Annotated in this window: 19 protein-coding genes; 3 read left to right on the top strand and 16 right to left on the bottom strand. The window is 37.9% G+C overall.

Going from position 1 to position 19,904, the window contains the following annotated elements; genetic code table 11:
- Window positions 1-2: 2 nt before the first annotated feature.
- The 16 genes from ACO1XM_RS02150 to ACO1XM_RS02075 form a co-directional block, all read right to left on the bottom strand.
- Window positions 3-1,247, bottom strand: coding sequence for an EpsG family protein (locus tag ACO1XM_RS02150; RefSeq protein WP_486225461.1), 1,245 nt, complete (start codon window positions 1,245-1,247; stop codon window positions 3-5).
- Window positions 1,234-2,292, bottom strand: a complete 1,059-nt coding sequence (locus ACO1XM_RS02145; protein WP_486225460.1) for a polysialyltransferase family glycosyltransferase — start codon at window positions 2,290-2,292, stop codon at window positions 1,234-1,236. Before ACO1XM_RS02145 ends, ACO1XM_RS02150 begins: the two co-directional genes overlap by 14 nt.
- A gap of 3 nt (window positions 2,293-2,295) precedes the next feature.
- On the bottom strand, window positions 2,296-3,558 hold the full coding sequence (locus ACO1XM_RS02140) for an MATE family efflux transporter (RefSeq protein WP_486225459.1): 1,263 nt from the start codon (window positions 3,556-3,558) through the stop codon (window positions 2,296-2,298).
- Window positions 3,542-4,234 (bottom strand): acylneuraminate cytidylyltransferase family protein, encoded by a 693-nt coding sequence (locus ACO1XM_RS02135; RefSeq protein WP_486225458.1) that lies wholly within the window; start codon window positions 4,232-4,234, stop codon window positions 3,542-3,544. Before ACO1XM_RS02135 ends, ACO1XM_RS02140 begins: the two co-directional genes overlap by 17 nt.
- The gene (locus ACO1XM_RS02130) at window positions 4,231-5,280 is read right to left on the bottom strand and encodes a nucleotidyltransferase family protein (protein ID WP_486225457.1); all 1,050 of its coding nucleotides are present in this window, start codon (window positions 5,278-5,280) and stop codon (window positions 4,231-4,233) included. The genes ACO1XM_RS02135 and ACO1XM_RS02130 overlap by 4 nt, the downstream gene beginning before the upstream one ends.
- The gene (gene neuC / locus ACO1XM_RS02125; RefSeq protein ID WP_486225456.1) at window positions 5,267-6,403 is read right to left on the bottom strand and encodes a UDP-N-acetylglucosamine 2-epimerase; all 1,137 of its coding nucleotides are present in this window, start codon (window positions 6,401-6,403) and stop codon (window positions 5,267-5,269) included. Before neuC ends, ACO1XM_RS02130 begins: the two co-directional genes overlap by 14 nt.
- Complete coding sequence (neuB, locus tag ACO1XM_RS02120) at window positions 6,385-7,401, bottom strand: N-acetylneuraminate synthase (RefSeq protein WP_486225455.1); 1,017 nt, start codon at window positions 7,399-7,401, stop codon at window positions 6,385-6,387. The genes neuC and neuB overlap by 19 nt, the downstream gene beginning before the upstream one ends.
- Window positions 7,398-8,039 carry an acetyltransferase gene (locus ACO1XM_RS02115; protein WP_486225454.1) on the bottom strand — a complete coding sequence of 214 codons (642 nt, stop codon included), beginning with the start codon at window positions 8,037-8,039 and terminating at the stop codon, window positions 7,398-7,400. Before ACO1XM_RS02115 ends, neuB begins: the two co-directional genes overlap by 4 nt.
- A 2-nt stretch (window positions 8,040-8,041) precedes the next feature.
- A complete protein-coding gene (locus ACO1XM_RS02110) occupies window positions 8,042-9,040 on the bottom strand; it encodes an NAD-dependent 4,6-dehydratase LegB (RefSeq protein ID WP_486225453.1) in 999 nt (332 codons plus the stop codon).
- Between the two features lie 7 nt (window positions 9,041-9,047).
- Window positions 9,048-11,432, bottom strand: coding sequence for an exopolysaccharide transport family protein (locus tag ACO1XM_RS02105; protein WP_486225452.1), 2,385 nt, complete (start codon window positions 11,430-11,432; stop codon window positions 9,048-9,050).
- Between the two features lies 1 nt (window position 11,433).
- Complete coding sequence (locus tag ACO1XM_RS02100; protein ID WP_486225451.1) at window positions 11,434-12,258, bottom strand: polysaccharide biosynthesis/export family protein; 825 nt, start codon at window positions 12,256-12,258, stop codon at window positions 11,434-11,436.
- A gap of 123 nt (window positions 12,259-12,381) precedes the next feature.
- Window positions 12,382-12,864: a winged helix-turn-helix domain-containing protein gene (locus tag ACO1XM_RS02095; RefSeq protein WP_486225450.1), complete on the bottom strand. Its 483-nt coding sequence runs from the start codon at window positions 12,862-12,864 to the stop codon at window positions 12,382-12,384.
- Between the two features lie 111 nt (window positions 12,865-12,975).
- Complete coding sequence (locus ACO1XM_RS02090; RefSeq protein ID WP_486225449.1) at window positions 12,976-13,479, bottom strand: UpxY family transcription antiterminator; 504 nt, start codon at window positions 13,477-13,479, stop codon at window positions 12,976-12,978.
- A 54-nt stretch (window positions 13,480-13,533) separates the two neighbouring features.
- Window positions 13,534-14,355: a 3-deoxy-8-phosphooctulonate synthase gene (gene kdsA / locus ACO1XM_RS02085; RefSeq protein WP_486225448.1), complete on the bottom strand. Its 822-nt coding sequence runs from the start codon at window positions 14,353-14,355 to the stop codon at window positions 13,534-13,536.
- Window positions 14,356-14,414: 59 nt separating this feature from the next.
- Complete coding sequence (locus ACO1XM_RS02080) at window positions 14,415-15,050, bottom strand: Uma2 family endonuclease (RefSeq protein ID WP_486225447.1); 636 nt, start codon at window positions 15,048-15,050, stop codon at window positions 14,415-14,417.
- A gap of 58 nt (window positions 15,051-15,108) precedes the next feature.
- On the bottom strand, window positions 15,109-15,648 hold the full coding sequence (locus tag ACO1XM_RS02075; protein WP_486225446.1) for a KdsC family phosphatase: 540 nt from the start codon (window positions 15,646-15,648) through the stop codon (window positions 15,109-15,111).
- Window positions 15,649-15,722: 74 nt separating this feature from the next.
- Between ACO1XM_RS02075 and ACO1XM_RS02070 the strand changes: the two genes are divergently transcribed.
- From ACO1XM_RS02070 to ACO1XM_RS02060, 3 genes are all read left to right on the top strand, one after another.
- Window positions 15,723-18,176 carry a penicillin acylase family protein gene (locus ACO1XM_RS02070; protein WP_486225445.1) on the top strand — a complete coding sequence of 818 codons (2,454 nt, stop codon included), beginning with the start codon at window positions 15,723-15,725 and terminating at the stop codon, window positions 18,174-18,176.
- Window positions 18,173-18,523, top strand: coding sequence for a hypothetical protein (locus ACO1XM_RS02065; RefSeq protein ID WP_486225444.1), 351 nt, complete (start codon window positions 18,173-18,175; stop codon window positions 18,521-18,523). The genes ACO1XM_RS02070 and ACO1XM_RS02065 overlap by 4 nt, the downstream gene beginning before the upstream one ends.
- Window positions 18,524-18,733: 210 nt before the next feature.
- The gene (locus ACO1XM_RS02060) at window positions 18,734-19,849 is read left to right on the top strand and encodes an acyloxyacyl hydrolase (protein WP_486225443.1); all 1,116 of its coding nucleotides are present in this window, start codon (window positions 18,734-18,736) and stop codon (window positions 19,847-19,849) included.
- Window positions 19,850-19,904 lie beyond the last annotated feature (55 nt).

The raw sequence follows: 19,904 nt of genomic DNA, 5'->3' as shown, positions 1-19,904 counted from the left end.
GCTTATTTAATCCAATCTAATAAAGAAACTTCCAAAGGTGAAATCAAAGATACTGGCAAGAATAAGAGTATGGTTGAAACACTGGCACTTTGCATGGTTACTCTTATTATGATCACTAAATTAACCAGAAAAACTATAGACAATAAAATTTTTAACAGCAATGGAACAACCTTATCTGAACTAAAATAAAGTTGAGTTAAAAACATACAACAAAAACCCTGATACAAGACTCCAAATCTATTTGCAACTGATTCTAATTCACTAAAAAAATTGACGAATGCAAAGATTAATAGGGTCATACCAAATAATTTTTGGAGTTTATTGTTGGTAATTCCTATATAGTACGCACTAAATACAGAGAGAGCCAGAAAAAAAATATTGGTAAAATAAATATACTTATCCAAGATAAAATAACGTTGCGACTTTAACTGCGAGACCTGCTTTAAGTAATAATCGCTAGTATATTGTGTAGCATGATATTGCAATGCATTGTCATCTAAACTTGCTGTATAATCTTGGATATAATTAGAAACCTGATCAGTAAAAACGAAGCTTGCAAGAATAAGCAAATAATAAACCCAAAATCGTCCTCCTACAATTTTAAAAACAATAATCAGCGGTATAACCATTACAAAAGCGAAATGAATAAATGGGGTTAAGCTCAATAAAATAAGATATTTCAACTGCCCATTCTGTATATAGTTATAAGTAGAAAATAGAAAAATAGCTAAAGCAAAATAATGCCTAAAAGAGTTAATTCTACCTGGAGATAAAACCAACAAAAGAAATAATAAAAGAAGTACAGAAAAGTAATTTGAGCTTCTTTTAAAGGGTTTAGTTTCAACAACTCTTTCAAAAATAAATGCTGTGATGATAGCTAGTAATACTGAAATAATGCCAAAATAAATTTGTACATCAGTTGTAAACCGGGATACTGAAAACTGAAGTATATCTTGAAAAATATCCGGCTTATTACCCAAGGCATAAAGATTAATAATCTTACTCCATAAATCTACAAAGCTCAGTTTTGAAGCCTCTTCAAAATATTGAGATATTCTGTAGGTGTCCTGATCTTTGCCTGATATTATATAAGTAAAACCATATAGAAAATAAAAAAGTATGAGTATTATGGAGAACACTCTTTGTCCGATCAAGCGTAATGAGGCGACAAATGCTCCTAATGGCCATACAAAAAAAGCTATAACCCAAGGAAAAACGGCTTGTCTGTTACTGCTAAATTGCTTCACCGATTTCTTCTATTGATTTTATTACTTTCAAATGTTGGGAAGGACTCTTGATGGTCATTTTGTGAAGCTTAATACCAGCTTTTTCGAGCAACGGAAACATCCAGAAAAACCGGCAAGTTGAATTATTTACTAGCATCGCTGTTGACCAAAAGCTTAGGATAATTGATTGCTTTAATGTTGCTATAATTAGCTCCGCTGGTATTGTGCTATCAATAATTCTAACTTGCAACAATTCATCAAATCGCTTACGATGCGCTTCGTACGTTGTTGGATGCAGCTTTATATAGATTGGTAACGCAGGGAAGCGTTTCGACAATGTTTTCAGAATATATATCTCAAAATCATTAATTCTATTATCCCTAAAGGGTTGATTGGTATAAAAAATACATGATTCATTAATCAATTCGTTATATCCAAAAAACTTTCTGGTCGCCTTAATTGATTCAGGAGACTTAAGAATATCAATTTTACTTGCTGGTTTGCCACTTCTATTGTCAATATGTTTAGGGTACTGAACCCAAAGTTCCGATATTTCTTTCATTGCTCCATAAACCAAGGTTGGGTAATAAAAGTAAAACTTTCTAATTCGGTTGGCCCATAAGAATTTATGGGTATTAGCTGCTACAAGTAAACTCCATCGAGGTGTAAAGCGCGAAATTGTAGCATATGCCGCTGCACCATCTGGGGCGAGGATTATCTTTGTGCCCTTAGGCTTTAATAATTTTACACTAAAAAATGCAATATATGCCAGCTTATTAAAGATAACGCATGTATGTATGTCAGACCGGCTAATCTCGTTAATGTAGTCATTAAACTTAGGGCTATAGTCAAATTTACTTTCATCATATTTTAATTCGAGGTAAGTAATATGATTAAAATCCGATAAATCTTTTACAAATCTGAAACGCCTACTGTGGTCATCAATGGTCTGAACAATAAATATTTCGTATTCAGTATCATTCATAAACCGATCACATATCAAACTGATTGTAATCAGCATGTGATACTCCGTGTGAACAATAAACAGTATTTTTTTCCTATGCATCTTTCACTTATTAATTGCCATCCCTAAGAAGAAAAAGTTTAGGCAAAACAGCAGAAAATTAGAAAGTAACACACCATAAGCGGATAGCGTCAGTAGATTTCCATCCAGAAAATGAATGGCAAGATAAGGACATATAAATCGCAGCGCCAATTCAAAGCCTACAAAAGCATATCCTAAAGTATAGGCCTTTAGTGTATAGATCGCATTATGTGAAACCAAAGTACCTGAAAACAAAAAGTTAAGGGAAAATATTTGCATAGCTGGAATAGCACTTTCGTATTCTGCAAAATATTTTCCAACTAAGATTGGTGTGGCAAACCAAACACCAAAAATAAACGGTAACGAAAATAAAAGTATAATCAGATTTATATTTATAATTATTGGCCAAAGCTTTTTGGGCTCATCTGTTGCGCCCAGCAAGTAGTTCATTTTAGGGAAGAAAAAATTTCCAAGTACTCCAGGAAGCATCGTAATCAATGTTCCAATAGCATTGACTGGAGTAAAAAGTCCAACAGCCATTGTACCTCCTTTCATGAAAAGTACAACCCGATTGAAAGAATTTGCAATTCCACGAAAATATCCCATCGCAAAAACCGGCAAACCTACGACTGAAAGATCTTTAAGTAGTTTTAAATTAAAAAGTGGACGTTCTTTAATTGGCCTTGAAAAATGCATAAGCATAGTGAATCCAAATGGAACCAAAAATGAATATGCAAGCAGTCCATAGTATCGCTCATACCAAACAACAGGTAAAAGAAAAATCTGAATACCAATTTGATACAAATATAATTTTGACAGGCTAACGAATGACTGCGCTGACCGGTATGTGACGGTTAAGTAACGCTGATAGGCATTCACTGAAACAAGAAGACCAACAGTGCTGACTCCTGCAATCACCTTAGGATCATACCTAAGGCTTAATAAAATAATTGTTACCAGTATCGTTGCTATAAAAAATAGTAAGGCAACTGCTATCATAAAAGACTGAGCTGCTTGCGCATACTGAACTCCCTTGCTCGTGTTACCCTTACCGTAGAGATACGGTAGTTCACGATTCAGACCATTAGGTATACCCATTTCCAGAAAAGGAACATACAATTGTAAAATGGACAAGCTTTGCCATATACCAAGTTCGGATGGTGAAATCCAACCGATAATCAAAATACCAATCACCATGGCGACTAAGCCAGATACTAATGATGAGGAGCCAAATAAAACACCTGATCTTAATTCAGGCTTTTTAAAAAATTTAAGAATCCTTAGCATTTTCCTTGATAAGTAGCTCAGCTAATTTCCAATCTAGCATTGTATCAATATCGTGAGAGGAGAAAGCATCCATCTCAAACTTTCTTATAGCGGTAAATTCATGAAGGGGCTTAGTCTTCAATTGTTGAACATTAATAACATATATTGCTCCATTAAGCTCCCACACTTTAGGACAGTCTTGCCTGCGGGTAAATTTTCCTGATTTTGACTTTTCGAGAAAACCTTGACTATTTTCTTCAAAAAGTAAGTAATAAGGGTTAACAGAAGTCTCCTTTACAGATACTACCATATCACACGACTCATCAAAAAGCTCCAAAGCCTGTTTAATTTGACTCCCACTTCTAAATGGTGATGTCGGTTGAAGTAATACGAGGATGTCAGGATTATAATTAACGGACTCTGCATAGGCAACAGCATGCAATAAAACCTCATAGGTACCAGAGATATCTGTGGCAAGTTCTGCTGGACGCAAGAAAGGAACTTTTAATCCCAACTGTTCAACTGTTCTTTTAATTTCCTCATCATCAGTTGAGACATAAATAATGCCATCATCAAAAACTTCGCGTGCTGCTTCAATCGTATAATAAATTAACGGTTTGCCGCTCAAAGGCTTAATGTTTTTTAGTGGTACACCTTTAGATCCACCTCTAGCAGGAATGACAACAAGAATTTTCAATGAAATTTAATATGTTTAATATCGTGCTGGGCTCTATTAAAATCTTCTATTTTACCAATGTCTAACCAATAACCGTGCAAGGGATAAGAGTGAACAGTTCTTTTTTCAGAAATTAATCGTTCAATTAAATCTGTAGCATTAAACATGGAGTTTTTAGGAATGAGCTCTAACACTTCACGTTTCATGAGATAAATACCACCATTTGAGTAATAGGTAAATGTGGGTTTCTCTTTGAAACTCATTACATGTCCATTGGTGGTTTCCAATACTGCGTAAGGAACGTTTACTTCATAAGGAATAGTAACAACAGAGAGGTCTGCATTAGATGCTAAAAATGATAGAAAAAAATCCTCATAGTCAAGGTTTGTCAGCAGGTCAGAATTTGTTACCAACACATAATCATGCTGTAAATTATTGATCTTCGATACGGACCCAATAGTTCCCATCGGAGCGTCCTCAGTAACGTATTCAATCCTGACGTTCTTCTTCTCTCTCACATTAAAATGTTCAATTATCTGATTCCCGAGGTAACGAATGGAAATCCAGAAATCATCAACTCCGAACGAAATAAGTCTGTCGAGATTATGTTCAATAATTGGCTTATCTCCAACTAATAGCAAAGGTTTGGGTGTTAGGTCAGTTAAAGGTTTTAGACGTTCTCCCCTGCCTCCAGCCATAATTACAACATCAACTGGTAAATAAGACTTTTGTGTTCTGAAATTGATGACATTAATAATACAGTCATCTTTATCCAGCACAGGTATAATTTTATAATCTTTATTTCTATAATCAATTATCGTTTCAATTGAATAATTATTCTTTCGAATAAATTTAGGATTTGGTTGAATAAAATCTCTAACAAGGTTATTTAAATCAAGTCCCCTTAAAAACCCTCTTCTTATATCGCCATCGGTTAAAGAGCCTAGTAATCGTGAATTAACATCTACTACAAAAAGTATAGCATCAGCTGCTAATACGTTAAGCTGTGCCAATGCCATTCTTATCTGAGAATCACCAGTTATTAAATATCTTTCAAAGTTCTGCACACTTTTGTTTTAATATGTTAATTATAGCTAATGCTGGACTTGGCCGATCATAAATATTAACTCCTTCGTAATTGCGGCCTGATATTAAGCGTGAAGCACTAAGGATTTCACTGGATTTAAAGGGCACATGGATAACATTCTCTCCTGAGAGTCTACCATTTTGTCTGTTACCAATGTTCAATACAAACTTTTTAAAAGAGGCGGCTTCAACTATTCCACTTGAGCTGTTTCCAATCAAATAATCGGAAAATTTCATGCAAGAGAAGTAGGATAATTTTCCAAAATTTTCGATTAAATAAAATTTATCAGGGAACCAATTTTGTAAATCATTAAATACTTTCCTAAATACAGTTCCGTTAGTATCTGCATTGGGTAAAGTGATTACAATTTGATTTGTAATTGAAAGAATCATTAGTGCATCAGCAAGTTCTTTAGCATATTCGATATTTTTTTCATAGCCAATTGTCTCTGGATGTACTGTTACTAAAATAGTGGGTAGATTAAGATTTATTCCCCATTTGTCATAAAATTCGTCCTTTGTTAATAATTTTATTTGTTGCAAGGAATCTAAACTCAGCGAGCCAACAACAAAACAATTAGATCCGTTACCATTTAAATCTTTTATTCTATTCTTAAATGGTTCAGCAGAAACAAAGTGCAATACTGACGATAGAGTGATTGTATGCCTGTAGATATTATCAATAGCCCCGAGTGTAGTTTCTCCTCCATAAAAGTGAATAAATTTGACTCCTAATGGAACTCCTGCTAGAACTGCCGCTGCCATTTCAAATCGATCACCAAGACAGAGAATAAAATCATATTCTGAAGAATAGGTATTCCAGAATTCCGCGAATTTGAGATTTGTTATTGCAAAACTTGAAGAAATACCTACTGGAGAATCTGAAATTAATAATGATTCAATTCTATGTTTTACCTCAAATCCAGAGTCCTCAATTTCTTGAATAGTATATCCATGTGGAATTGAGAGATGAGTTCCAAAAGCAATAATTTCGAATGAAAAAGAATTTTCAGATTTCAATAATTGCAACAATGGAAGGTAGATACCGAAATCTGCCCTAGAGCTAGTGAGAACTCCGAGTCGAATTACTGGATTTGTGCCCACGTCAATTTCGAATTAGCCAGCATGTCAACTATTAATCTCTTTCCTACAACATCATTTAATTTCATTGGAGATATACCATCACCTGGCCTTAACATTATCAAATCTTCTTCTGTAATTAATTCACCTTTCCTAATATCTCTTGCAAGATGAATACTCTTCCTTGCAATCAAAATATTTTTTGATTCTGATTCACTGGGCGATTTGACCCCATTTCCTGCTAAAGCTGATTCAACATTACGAATAGACCTAACCATTGATTTAAATTCTTGTGGTTCAAGTGATGCAATATGATCTGGTCCTTTTAGGGTTCTGTCTAATGTCAGGTGTTTTTCAATGATTTTGGCTCCCATTGCAACTGCAGCTATTGGTATTTCAATGCCAACTGTATGGTCAGAATAGCCAATATCTACTCCTAACATATGCTGAATGGAAAGCATAGCCTTTAGATTAACATCACTAAAAGGTGTTGGATACTCAGTATTACAGTGAAGTATACTAATCTTTCTTTTATCAAGTCCACATTCTAACATCAATTGAAATGCGTCTTTCACTTCCTGCATATTTGCCATGCCCGTAGACAAAATAACAGGTCTGTTTTTCTTTGCTATAAATTCCAGAAATGGTTTATTGGTGATTTCCCCTGAAGGGATTTTGAAAAAATCAATATTTAAGGTATTGAGAAAATCAATACTCGGTAAGTCAAAACCAGTCGATAAAAACTTAATACCACATTCTTTACAATAACTACTCAGGTTACTAAAATCTGTGAATGAAAGCTCTAGCTTTTTAACCATCTCAAACTGAGATTCTAAGGAATCTGTCGTTTTAAGTTGATAGTTGGCCTTCTTTGCATCTTTGGCTATGTTTAACTCAGTTACAAAAGTTTGAAACTTAACATAGTCAGCTCCACAATCAGCAGCAGCTTTGATTAAGTTTTTAGCTAAGTTAATGTCGCCATTATGATTAACTCCAGCCTCAGCGATTATTAATACACTCATCTCAAAAGCGGTTTTGCAGGTACGCCTATCATAACCAAATCATTTAAAAAACTTTTATTAGCCAAGGAGCCGGCACCCAATACATTACCGTTACCTATATTCAAATTTTGAAGAATGGTTGAATTTGTTCCAAATAAATTTTGTGCACCAATTTTTACACCACCACTTACGTTACAGCCTGGGTTGAAGACATTACAATTACCTATAACAGAATCATGACCAACTGTTGTATGTAAATTGAAAATATTAAAATTCCCTACTAAGATATCAACAGTAAAAGTACATCCTGCGGTAACTATATTGCCGTGCCCAAAAGAAATGGATTGGCTATCTCCTATAAAATTTGGGTGAATTAAGTTAGGAAATGAAAAATCTTCAAACTTTTCACTTAATTCAAATATTCGTTTGGGATCTCCTAATCCAAAAAATAAAAGTATATCATTATTATTTCTATGGATATTTAAGAAATCCTCCTGATCCCAAACTTTCTCGCTTTTGTTTCTAACAATTATAGAATCACTTTTAGGTCGATAATCTATAAATCCTCCAAAGAAATGTTCGTTGTCAAGAGTAGATTCAGCTAAAAAATAGACTTCTTTAGCGAAACCACCACAGCCAATAATAAAATATTTTTTCATCCTTATAGATTATAAATATCTGCTTTGTACAATCTTCTATTTTCATTATTTCGAAACCATTGAATTGTTTCATGAAGTCCTTTAGTGAAAGGGTATTTTATATTCCAGCTAGTAAACTCCATTAGCTTTTTATTTGAACCTAACAATCTAAACACCTCACTTTTTACTGGTCGTACTCTTTCTACATCAGACACAATTCTTGCCTCCGGATTAATTTGTTTAATTATCTCTTCTGCAAGATCCTTTACTGATATTTCCGATTGAGTTGCAATGTTTACATCGTGACCAATTAAAGAATCAGATTTAGCTATTTCAATAAAACCTTCGATAGTATCCAGTACATAAAGCAGATCTCTAGTTGGAGTTAAATCACCAAGCTTTATTTCAGAAATACCAACCAGTAACTGAGTAATTATTGTAGGGATAACTGCCCTGGCAGACTGACGAGGACCGTAGGTATTAAAAGGTCTTACAATCGTTACAGGTAAATCAAAACTCCTGTAAAAAGATTCCGCCATACAATCGGCCCCAATTTTAGATGCAGAGTATGGAGATTGGGGTTGTTTAGGATGCGTTTCCGTAATTGGTATAAATTGAGCCGTACCATATACTTCTGAAGTAGATGTAACTAAAACGCGTTCAACATTTAAGTCTCTTGCTGCCTGAAGTATATTCAGTGTCCCTTTCACATTGGTATCCACATAGCTATCAGGTGAGTGGTAACTGTATGGAATTGCAATAAGTGCGGCTAAGTGAAAGACTACATCGATATCGCGCATGGCAGTGCGTACTCCATTGGGGTCGCGTACATCACCAGCAAAAATTTCCAGTGTATCTTTCTCCTCTTTTGAAAAGGAATCTATCCAGCCCCACGAATTAAAGGAATTATAGTAAACAAAAGCTCTCACTTTACAGCCCTCTGCTAATAGGCGTTGCACTAAATGGCTACCTATAAAGCCATCCGCACCTGTTACAAGCACTCGCTTATTTGATAATGTCATTTAAATTTTATTCGGTATAATAACCGCCTCCATTCTTTTTACTCTTTGAATAATAACCGTAACCGTAACCGTAACCGTAGCCATAGCCATAGCCATAGCCATAGCCATAGCCTAAACCAGTACGATAAATATCATTGAGCACAATACTAACGTTTTTTAGTTTACCCGAAGAGTGGTAGTCTTCAATTGCGCGTAGTAATATTTTGGGGGTGTAATCTTGCCTGACCAAAAATATGGTATGGTCAGCATATTTGGCTAACTCAAAAGCATCTGCAACAATAGCCAAGGGTGGGGAATCGATTACTACAATATCAAACTGTTCTTTAGCCAGTGTCATAAACTCATCCATACGCTTACTTAAAATAAGCTCTGATGGATTAGGTGGTACTGGTCCACCACTCACTAAAAATAAATTATCGTAATCAGTGGAATTAATTACCTGCTTGAATTCAGCCAAGCCGGCCAGAAAGGAACTCAAACCAATTTCGTTAGGGATTTTAAAATCATCCACTATTTTCGGCCTGCGCATATCGGCACCAATAATCAAGGTTCGCTTACCAGATAGGGCAAATACTGAAGCAAGGTTAATGGATGTAAATGTTTTGCCTTCACCGCTAATAGAACTAGTAACGAGGATGGTGCCCTTGTCTTTATTATCCATAAAGTAAAATAAATTAGCCCGCAAGGCCCTAAAAGATTCTGCTACAGCAGACTTGGGCTTTTTCATTACCTCCAGGTTATCTTCACTGTTTTTATGGCCAGTTCCACCCAGCACCGGTGTTTCTGTTTGTTCTTCAATGTCTTCTCTAGATTGTACTTTATTGTTTAAAAGTTCTATACCCACGAAGAAGAGTAATGGTAAAGCCAGACCTACACTAATAGCTAAAAGGTAATTAAGCCGAATGCGTGGAGAACTAAATGCACCAGCCATGGGTGGATTTACGACAACAACATCGCTTGTGGTGGATGCCTTTGATATGCCAGCTTCGGCTTTCTTTTCCAAAAGAAATACATATAGGTTCTCGAGCAAGGTGTAGTTGCGCTTAATAGATATGAGTTGACGCTCAGCCAGAGGCAGATAACTTAAACTCTTTTCTACTTCTTTAATTCCCTTGGTAAGAAAATCCATTTTTAATTTATCAACGCCTTTTTGATTATTAACGGACTCTATGATGTCTTTCTTAATTTCAGCAATTCTTTTTCTCCTTTCGTTTACAATTGGATTATCTAATTTATCACGGGATATCAGCATTTTCATTTCTAACTGAAAATCAACCATACGTGATAGCAAGCCGCCTAAAATAGGATCGGATATACCAACTGAAGTGGGTAAGATTATTTGTTCCAGGTTTTTTTCAGCGTTTAAGTATGTCAGCAGGTAATCATGATAATTGGATCTTAAGCTTAGTTCTGATTTTTGAACTTCGAGGCCTTCTACTTTCTGATAAAGCCGCAAAGCTTCAGAGTTAAGATCTGTTACTACATTCTTATCTTTAAATAGTTCTAATTGACGTTCGGCCCTCTTCAATGAATCGCTTATTCCTGTTAATTGATCATTGATGAAATCAATAGACCTGGAAGCAGCTAAACTTTTTTTATTGAGGTTGTATTCCTCATATTCTAAAATCAACTGGCTCAGGAAATCAATTTCCTTCTGTGGAATAGAACCTGATAAGGTAAGGTTGATAACCCCTGCCCCCTCTTCTGCCCAATTTGCGCCCAACCTGTCAACATAGGCTGTGGCCAATGCTGATGAGGGGGTGTAGTTAAAAATGAAAGTTTGATTCAGGAATGTTTCGTCCAGTGTCAATAACTTTTCAAAAAGGTATTTATTATTGACGAGTTCAATTGTGTCATTAAACTTAAACGTTCCACCTATGCCAGTTTCACTATCTTCTTGAAATAGTTTAAACGTATTTTGATCTAAAGCTATAAAATTAAGCGAGAGTGGTCTTGAAGCAGGCTCCTCATCAAGCATGTGAATTTTGATGGGAAGGGTTTTATAGTTCTCTGTAGTTAAAATGTTACCCTCCTTGTAAAAAGCTACCTGAAAATCTAATTCCTGGATGGTTTTGAGGATAAGGGGATAAGAACGAACTATGTATAATTCATTTAAGTAATTTTTGTAGAAATTAACCAAGGGATTATTTAACAAGAAGCGACTCTCACTACTTTCTTCGGATTCTTTAATAATGATGGATGCACTAACCGGGAAGACTCTTGTGGCATATCGATTGCGCAAAAATGCAATGCTTAATGCGATAACTAATGAAAGAACAACCAGATACCAATACTTAAATACGTGGTATAAAATTCTCTTATAATCAATAGAAATGCCAGTGTCTTTTGTAATCTGTGCAAACCCTTGCTGCGTGTTGATTTCTCGCTGCATGTTATTTTGTTAAAGAGTATGTTAATACAAGAAGTGATAATGTAGATACTACTAAAGAGAAGTTCTGTCCAAAGTATTTACGGTATGGTCTCTGATTAAGTGCGGGAACAATAATCATATCATTTTGGTGAACATAGTAATAAGGTGATTGTATGAAATTCTCATCCAGGAGATTTAAATAAACTATTTCCACCCTATTATCTTTTTGTCTTACCAGTTTTACCTGCGAACGTTTTGCCAAATCGGTAAAGCCTCCGCTTAGTCCAACAGCTTCAAGCATGGATACCCTGTTATTGGTTAGAAAAATGGTGCCCTCTTTATTTACTTCACCCAAAACAGTAATGCGATAGTTTAATAAACGAACTTTGACCACTGGTGATTCTAAATACTGATCAGCGATTGCCAATAACTTCTCCTGAAGTTCAAAGACGGTAAAGCCAGCTACTTTTATTTTCCCAACAACCGGATAAAAAATATATCCATCTTCATCGACTAACTCTCCGATAAGTAATGCATTGTTTTGGATTGAAACCGCTCCTGCATTTGCCTGACCTGATTGCGAAGAGTTTAAAAAATCAAAATCTTTCTGAGTTAAGCTTTCAAACCGTATTGAGACAATATCATTAGGCTGTATCCTATACTGAAAAGTATCTACTGCATAGGTTCTAACCACTGTATCCACAGGTACTGATTTCGCTTTCACATCATTCTTCTGTAAAAAAACATACTTTCTATTCGGTACGCATGAAGATATTGCCAACACCAGCAAAGCAAACAAGATGATATTTTTCATCAATGATTTTTTAACAATCTTAAATATAGGCATAATTTTAATGGCTTGGCGCAGCTCCGCCTCCTCAGTCACAGTGAGTAATTTGAAATCGTTGTTAGTTGATGGTTGTTGGTTGTTCGGAACTACCTTAATAATAACTAACAACTAGCAACCACGTCAGTCTGCAGCCCATACCAGCAAACATTCGGTAAACTGATCATGTTTAAATGCCTGCTTCTGTATATGGCTTACTTTAATATTTCGTTGAATAAGTGTTTGTGCTTTTACCACTAACTTATTCAGGTATTCCTCATCAATATTCCCAATCAGCAGTACCTCTATGGTGCCGCTATCCCTCCCTCTGGCATAATCGCCAATGATATACGCAGCCTGCAGGTCGCCCAGTTTGTGGACAATGTTCTCCACAATGGTATCTATGCCCAAGTACTTGTGCATTAAGTTTTTAAGGGAAGCATAAAGGGGGTGAGCCGTATTGGCTCTGTACTCTATGGTGCGGCCATTGCCTTCAGAAATCAGATAGCCTGCTTTAGATAGGTTATTCAACTCGTGCCGGATGGCGTTGGTGGATTCCCCAAACTCTTCTGCCAAACCTCTCAGGTAGGCAGTCGCTGAGCTGTTGACAAAGAACTTCAACAGCATTTTTAAGCGCGTTTTAGAGGTTATTAGGGTATCTAACACCGTTTAAAGTTAAAGTAAAGATTTAGATGAGTAAAATTTTTACTCTATTTTTTAAGAACCAAAAAAGTAACCCTAAACCAGCTGTAATAATTCACTTTGCACTGTTACCAGCAAACTTTGACCTATAGATTCCAGCGATAAAGTGAACTTGTCACCTTCCTGACTTCTTTGAATCCTGCCCTGTAACCCTTTAAGTGGTCCCCCCATAATTTCCACGAGATCGCCAACCTCGGCACCGGCTAAAGGAGTAACCTCCACCAATAAACCGGACGCAAGAAAACGCTGAATGGTTGCCAACTCTTTGGGATGAAGTATAGCGGGTTTATCGTTATGCCGGATGTTCCAGGCAATACCCGGGGTTTGTAGTACAGTGGCTATTTTATCCTCCGACTCAAACACAAAAATGTAAGAGCTGAACAAGGGAACTTCAACCTTTTTTTTACGGTCGCTCCACTGCCGAAGCACTTTATGCATAGGTAGAAATACTTCATGGCCATTTCGAAGCAAAAGATCTCTTACCTTTTTTTCCTGACGGCTTTGAGTATAAAACACAAGCCAATTTTTAGCTATGCTCATGTTATTCCTGTAAGACAATGGTCAATGGACGATGGACAATTGTAAAATAAGACACTATTTGAGTTCCCAATAAGCCAATATGGTTTTCAAAAATGCTTCCATCTCATGCAAGGGAATCATATTCGGGCCATCACTTAACGCCTTCTCAGGGTTAGGATGTGTTTCAATAAAGAAACCGTCAACGCCCACTGCTGCGGCAGCTTTTGCTAAATAGGAAGTGAACTGACGATCGCCACCACTTTTACCACCTAAGCCACCCGGACGTTGTACACTGTGCGTAACATCGAAAATAACGGGAGTATACTGGCGCATAATCGGTAAGGAACGCATATCTACTACCAGGTTATTATAACCAAAGGTGCTTCCGCGTTCTGTGAGAAACACATTGTTGTTGCCCTCTCCTTTTACTTTGGCTACAGCATATTGCATATCCTCAGGTGCCATAAACTGACCCTTTTTTACTTTCACCGCCTTGCCTGTGCGGGCTGCTGCTTTTAGCAAATCAGTCTGACGACATAAGAAGGCTGGTATTTGTAATACATCTGCTACTGTAGCCGCTTCTGCACATTGATAACTTTCATGTACATCGGTAACAATGGGTACTTGTAAATCTTTCTTTACACGTTCTAATATCTGTAAACCACCTTCCATGGATGGCCCGCGGTAAGAACCCAATGAAGTACGATTGGCTTTATCGAATGAAGCTTTGAACACATATTGAATCCCTAACTGTTCGGTCAGCTTTTTCATATGCGTGCCCACTTCCATGCAAATCTCGTAGCTCTCCGCTGCACAAGGGCCTGCAAATAAAACCATCTTGTCACCACCTAAGGTGATCTTGTCTGTTACCTGAACTTTATCTTTAAAAATCTCCACTGCTATTGGTTGTTTGTTGTTCGTTAGTCGTTGTTAGTTGTTCGTTGATGGTTGTTCGATTAGTTGAATGGAATGCGATGATAGGTGCTGTAGTCTTCTTCCGGTTCTTTTACAATGTCTTCAAAGACTTCGTTGAGATCAAGTGATAAGCCGGGTAATACTTTACTCTGCACAACATCGCCTTTGGTAAGTGGTTTTGTCGGCACATACTTACCTTCATCGTTTAAGTAAAAAACGATCAGTGTCTTTTCTGTTGGATGTACTATCCAATATTCTTTTACCCCTGCTTGTTCGCAGATGTTGTATTTCTCATGCAAATCTCTTGTTACCGATGATTTGGAAAGTACTTCCACCACAAGATCTGGCGCTCCGGTGCAACCCTTTTCCGTTAATTTTGACGGATCACACACTACTGTAATATCGGGTTGAATAACTGTATTGCTGTCGCCATTAATTTGTAAAATAACATCGAAAGGTGAAGAAAAAACCCTGCACGACTTTCCCTTCAGATAGTTAAAAATACTCGAGCTTATCACCATGGAAATATGCTGATGCTTACACCCCGGTGCAGGAGACATCATGAATATCTTTCCTAAAATTAGTTCTACGCGTTCCTGAAACTGCCAGGTTAAATAATCCGCGTAAGTATAACTTTTAGTAAGATCCAGTTGCTGAAAGTCTGTTATCGGTTTCATCGCTAAATCCCCGCAAAGATACATAAATGTGTACTTTCTTTGCCTATTGATTTCTCCATCAGCCCTTTAGAAGCTTCTCAAACTTGCCCTGTGCCGCCAGTACTAAATCGCCTACTTCGCGCACCACGCCTTCGCCTCCTTTGTATTTGGATATTAAGTCTACTTTATCTTTGATATAATCGAAGGCATCGGCAGGGCACACGGCTAAACCCACTAACTTAAAGGCCACCAAATCAATAATATCATCGCCCACATAAGCCATCTCTTTGGCTTTTAATTTATGATGTGCCGCCAGCTTCTCAACTACTGCACCTTTATCGACAATACCCTGGTGACAAAAATCGAATTTAAGTTCAACTGCCCGGTTGGCCGTTACCACTGAATCACGGCCCGAAATAGCACCTACTAAAATACCGGCTTTGCGCAAGTGAGAGATGATTTGACCATCTTTTACATTGAAGTTCTTAATCTCCTTACCCGTGGCATCATAAATGATTTTACCATCGGTAAGCACGCCATCCACATCAAAAAAAATGGCTTTAATCTGAGCGGCTTTTTTAACCTGCTCTTTTGTGTATTGGGCTAAAATCTTCTTCAAAATGAATTATTACAGGATCGGAGCTCGAAAATTAGGAAAAGGTTTTTACTTTATAGCACTAAACCTTGCTTAGCATGAAGATTATCTGGTTTTTGGTCTCACTGGCACTTACTTTGGCCTTGATTTTTACATTGAATTCAAGTTGGCCTGTAGGTGGCACACGTATTCCGCCTCTTGGTAAATTCTTAAGTCCCTTTGAGGGCTTTTGGCAAAATATTGAAGCTAAAAATGAGACACTCAGCGCTGAACTTCCCATCAGCGGACTTGAACAGGAAGTATCCATTTACCTCGACAGTCTGTTAATACCACATATTTTTGCGAATAACGAAGCTGACCTGTACCTGGCACAAGGCTTTGTTACGGCTAAACACAGACTTTGGCAGATGGAATTTCAGACCCATGCTGCAGCAGGTCGTATCTCGGAAATTATTGGTGCCGGTAAAGACAAGGCAGTGCTGAATTACGACCGCGGTCAGCGCAGGCTGGGTATGGTTTACGGAGCACAACATGCACTGGAAGCCATGGAAAAAGATGCTAACTCCAAATTGGCTGTCGAAAAATATACGGAGGGCATTAACCAATACATTCAGTCGCTGAGTTATAAAAATTTTCCTTTTGAATATAAGTTGCTGGACTATGCACCAGAGCAATGGACAAAATTAAAATGTGCCTTACTCCTTCGCAGCATGGCGCAAACACTCAACATGGGCGATAAGGATATTGAAATGACCAATACCTTAAAGCTCTTTGGCAAGGAAACAGTGGATTTACTTTTTCCTGATATGGAAAATGTAGGTGATCCCATTGTTGATAATACAGGGAAGTGGAATTTCAAACCAGTCACGCTTGAAAGTGTACCCTCTGCCCTGCCGAATGAATTAATTAAGTTATCCGGAAAACTGCCTCCCTCAGACCCAACCACTGGTAGCAATAACTGGGCTGTGAGCGGCAGCAAAACGGCCAACGGTGCGCCTATGCTAAGCAGTGATCCTCATTTGAATTTAAGCTTGCCTTCCATCTGGTATGCCATACAACTGCATGCACCCGGTGTAAATGTAATGGGCGTTTCTTTGCCAGGTGCACCTCACGTTATTATTGGATTTAATGATTCAGTTTCGTGGGCGGTTACCAATGCACAACGTGATTTGGTCGACTGGTATAGCATACAATTTAAGGACAGTACCAAACATGAATACTTGCTCGATAGCAATTGGGTAAAAAGCAACATCGTTAAAGAGCGCTTTGCTGTGCGTGGGCAAGAAGCTTTTATTGATAGTGTTGTTTACACGCATTGGGGACCTGTAACCTATGATGATACCTATCACGCAGAAGACAACCTGAAGCACCACGCTTTCCGTTGGATCGCACATGATGAATCGAATGAATCGCTGACTTTTTATAAACTTAACCGCGCCAATAATCACCAGGATTATATGGAAGCACTGAATCATTACAGTGGTCCGGCACAAAATTTTGCTTTCGCCTCTACCGGTGGTGATGTAGCCATGCGTGTGCAAGGCAAATTTCCGCTGCGGAGAAAAGATGAAGGCAAGTTTGTACTGGATGGCAGTAAAACCTCTAATGGATGGCAGGCCTTTATACCCAATGAACAAAACGTAATGTATAAAAACCCAGAGCGTGGTTTTGTCAGTTCAGCCAATCAGTATCCGGCAGATGCAACGTATCCCTACTACATCACGGCTTCTAATTTTGAAGCGTACCGTAACAGGCGCATTAATCAGGTATTAGGCGCCCTTAGCAATGCCAAACCACAAGACTTGATGAATTTGCAGAATGATAACTACAACTTAAAAGCAGCGGAAAGTCTCCCCTATTTCCTTGAACAAGTAGCAGACCTCGCCAACCTTACTGAAGCTGAAAAAGTTGCCCTTGACAAACTGAAAAGTTGGGATTACTTCAACAATGTAGACAGTGAGGGTGCATCGTATTACGAAGCCTGGTGGGATGCCTTGATGCCAATGACCTGGGATGAATTCAGAAAAGAAAATGTGTCGCTTTCCCGACCTACCACTTACCAAACCATTAAACTTTTAAAAGAACAACCAGCACTTGTCTGGTTCGACAGACAAGAAACACCGGAGAAGGAAAATGCCCAAGCTTTATTGCAAGCAGCATTTAGAAAAGGTGTTGCCGATATTGAAGCATGGAAAAAGAGTAAGAACACCACAACCGTTCCCTGGGCTGAATACAAAGATTCTTATATAGGCCACTTGCTCCGCATTGACGCGCTCAGCATCAAGATTAAACACGGTGGTAACCATGATATCGTTAATGCTCATTCCCGTACACATGGTCCATCATGGCGCATGATTACCTCTATGGAGAAAAACGGTGTGAAAGCCTGGGCAACATACCCTGGCGGGCAATCGGGGAATCCCGGCAGTCAATATTACGATCAGTTTGTAAGTCATTGGACTAGTGCCCGCTATTATCCACTTGCTTTTCTTCGCAGCAAAGAAGAAGCCACCGCATTCAATCACCTTCATCTTAACCCATTAAAGAAATGAAATTCGTATTTCAATTTTTATTTATCGTTGCAGCATCATTTGTGATCCAACTTTTCTTACCCTGGTGGAGTATTGCCATTGTGGCCTTTGCCGGAGGCTATCTTTTAAAATCATCGCAAAACTTTTTAGCAGGTTTTTTAAGTGTAGCTCTCCTGTGGGGATTGTATGCCTTATGGATTGATCAGGGTGGTGCTGCGCCATTGACTGATCGGGTGGCTGGTATTCTATCTATTAGTAAACCTTTATTATTTGTGCTTACTGCTGTTATTGGTGGTTTAGTAGCGGGTTTTGCTGCACTCAGCGGTTCTATTCTTAAAAAAGATAAAAGGAAGAGTTTGTATTATTAATCTGATTTAAAATCTTGTTGCCACAGAAAACACAGATAAGAATAAATTCAATCAGGCTAATTAACCTCAGTGTTAGACTTAAAAGTAAAACCACTTGATTTTACTTATCCGCTCCAATTTTTAACATGACAATGTTTATAAATTATAAAATTTGATGCTGATTTTACAACCATAAAAACTGTTTCATCTTAATCCTCAATTCGCAATATTTTGTTTAGAAAAACATGCTTATTTTGTTGCCTCTTCCTCGTTATCAGGCTGAACTTACCATCAAGCTGTTTTGGCCAGGATAGCCTGCGGTATGCTTTTGAATTAAATGCACACAGGGGTTCAATTCTTCCGCATCGCGATACCTTAAGAAAAACGGCCAAGGGTGCACATCCTACCACCCTTGAACTTGGCTTTAGCTGGCGCAATGCTTCCAAAAAAGGATTTGAAAAAGCCAATCGTTATACAGAGAATGGCGTGCTGTTTGGTTACACTCATTTTGATAAAAAGAGTATTCTCGGTGAAGGCTTTTATTACATGATGTATACAGAGCCTCAACTGACCTTGAATAAAAAAATTAATTTCTCACTCAGGGCGGCTGCCGGAATAATTTACCTCAACAAGGTGTATGACTTTACCAATAATCCTGACAATCGATTTTATAGTAGCCCGGTAAGTGGTTTGCTGCGCTTTGGTTTTCATGCTAACTATTCCATGGCACCCACATGGCAAGTCAGCGGTGCAGTAAACTTCAACCACATCTCTAATGGTGGTATGCGCGTACCTAACCTGGGCATGAACTATCCCACCCTTTCGCTTGGTGTCAAATACATTATTCATGATGTTGCTTTGCCAGCAAGAGCAAAGACTGAATTGTATGATAAAAGTTTGCGTTACCATGTGCAGCTGTTTACTGCTTCTCGCCTGGTACGCGACTGGGAGGCTCATTCGCCCCGCAAGCAAATGATTGGTTTGAGTCTGGCCTTAGCCAGGTCATTCAATCACATAAGCAGTTGGATGGTAGGCACAGAGCTCTCGCATGATGCCTCCTTACCAGAAACAGGGAAGATTTTTGAAAGATCGGATGATAGTCCATGGATTATTTCGTTGACGGGCGGACACTTGCTCACCATAGGCCGTGTAGAATTTTCGCAGTTGCTGGGCGTGTATGCTTTCAAAGCATATGGCAATGATATACCTGTATTTCAGCGCTATACGCTCTTGTATGCAGCCACCAAAAATATTCGTGCGGGTTTCTCATTAAAAGCACATGCTGAGGTGGCCGAGTTAATTGATTTGCGTTTGGGGATAAATTTTGGAGTATCTTCAAAAAGATAGGTTGAGAAATCAAACCCTTCGCTTATATTTGCAACTCTTTTTTTGGGAAGAAGTC

The organism is Chryseotalea sp., assembly GCF_057350905.1.
This window is presented reverse-complemented; position numbering and strand designations above follow the sequence as displayed.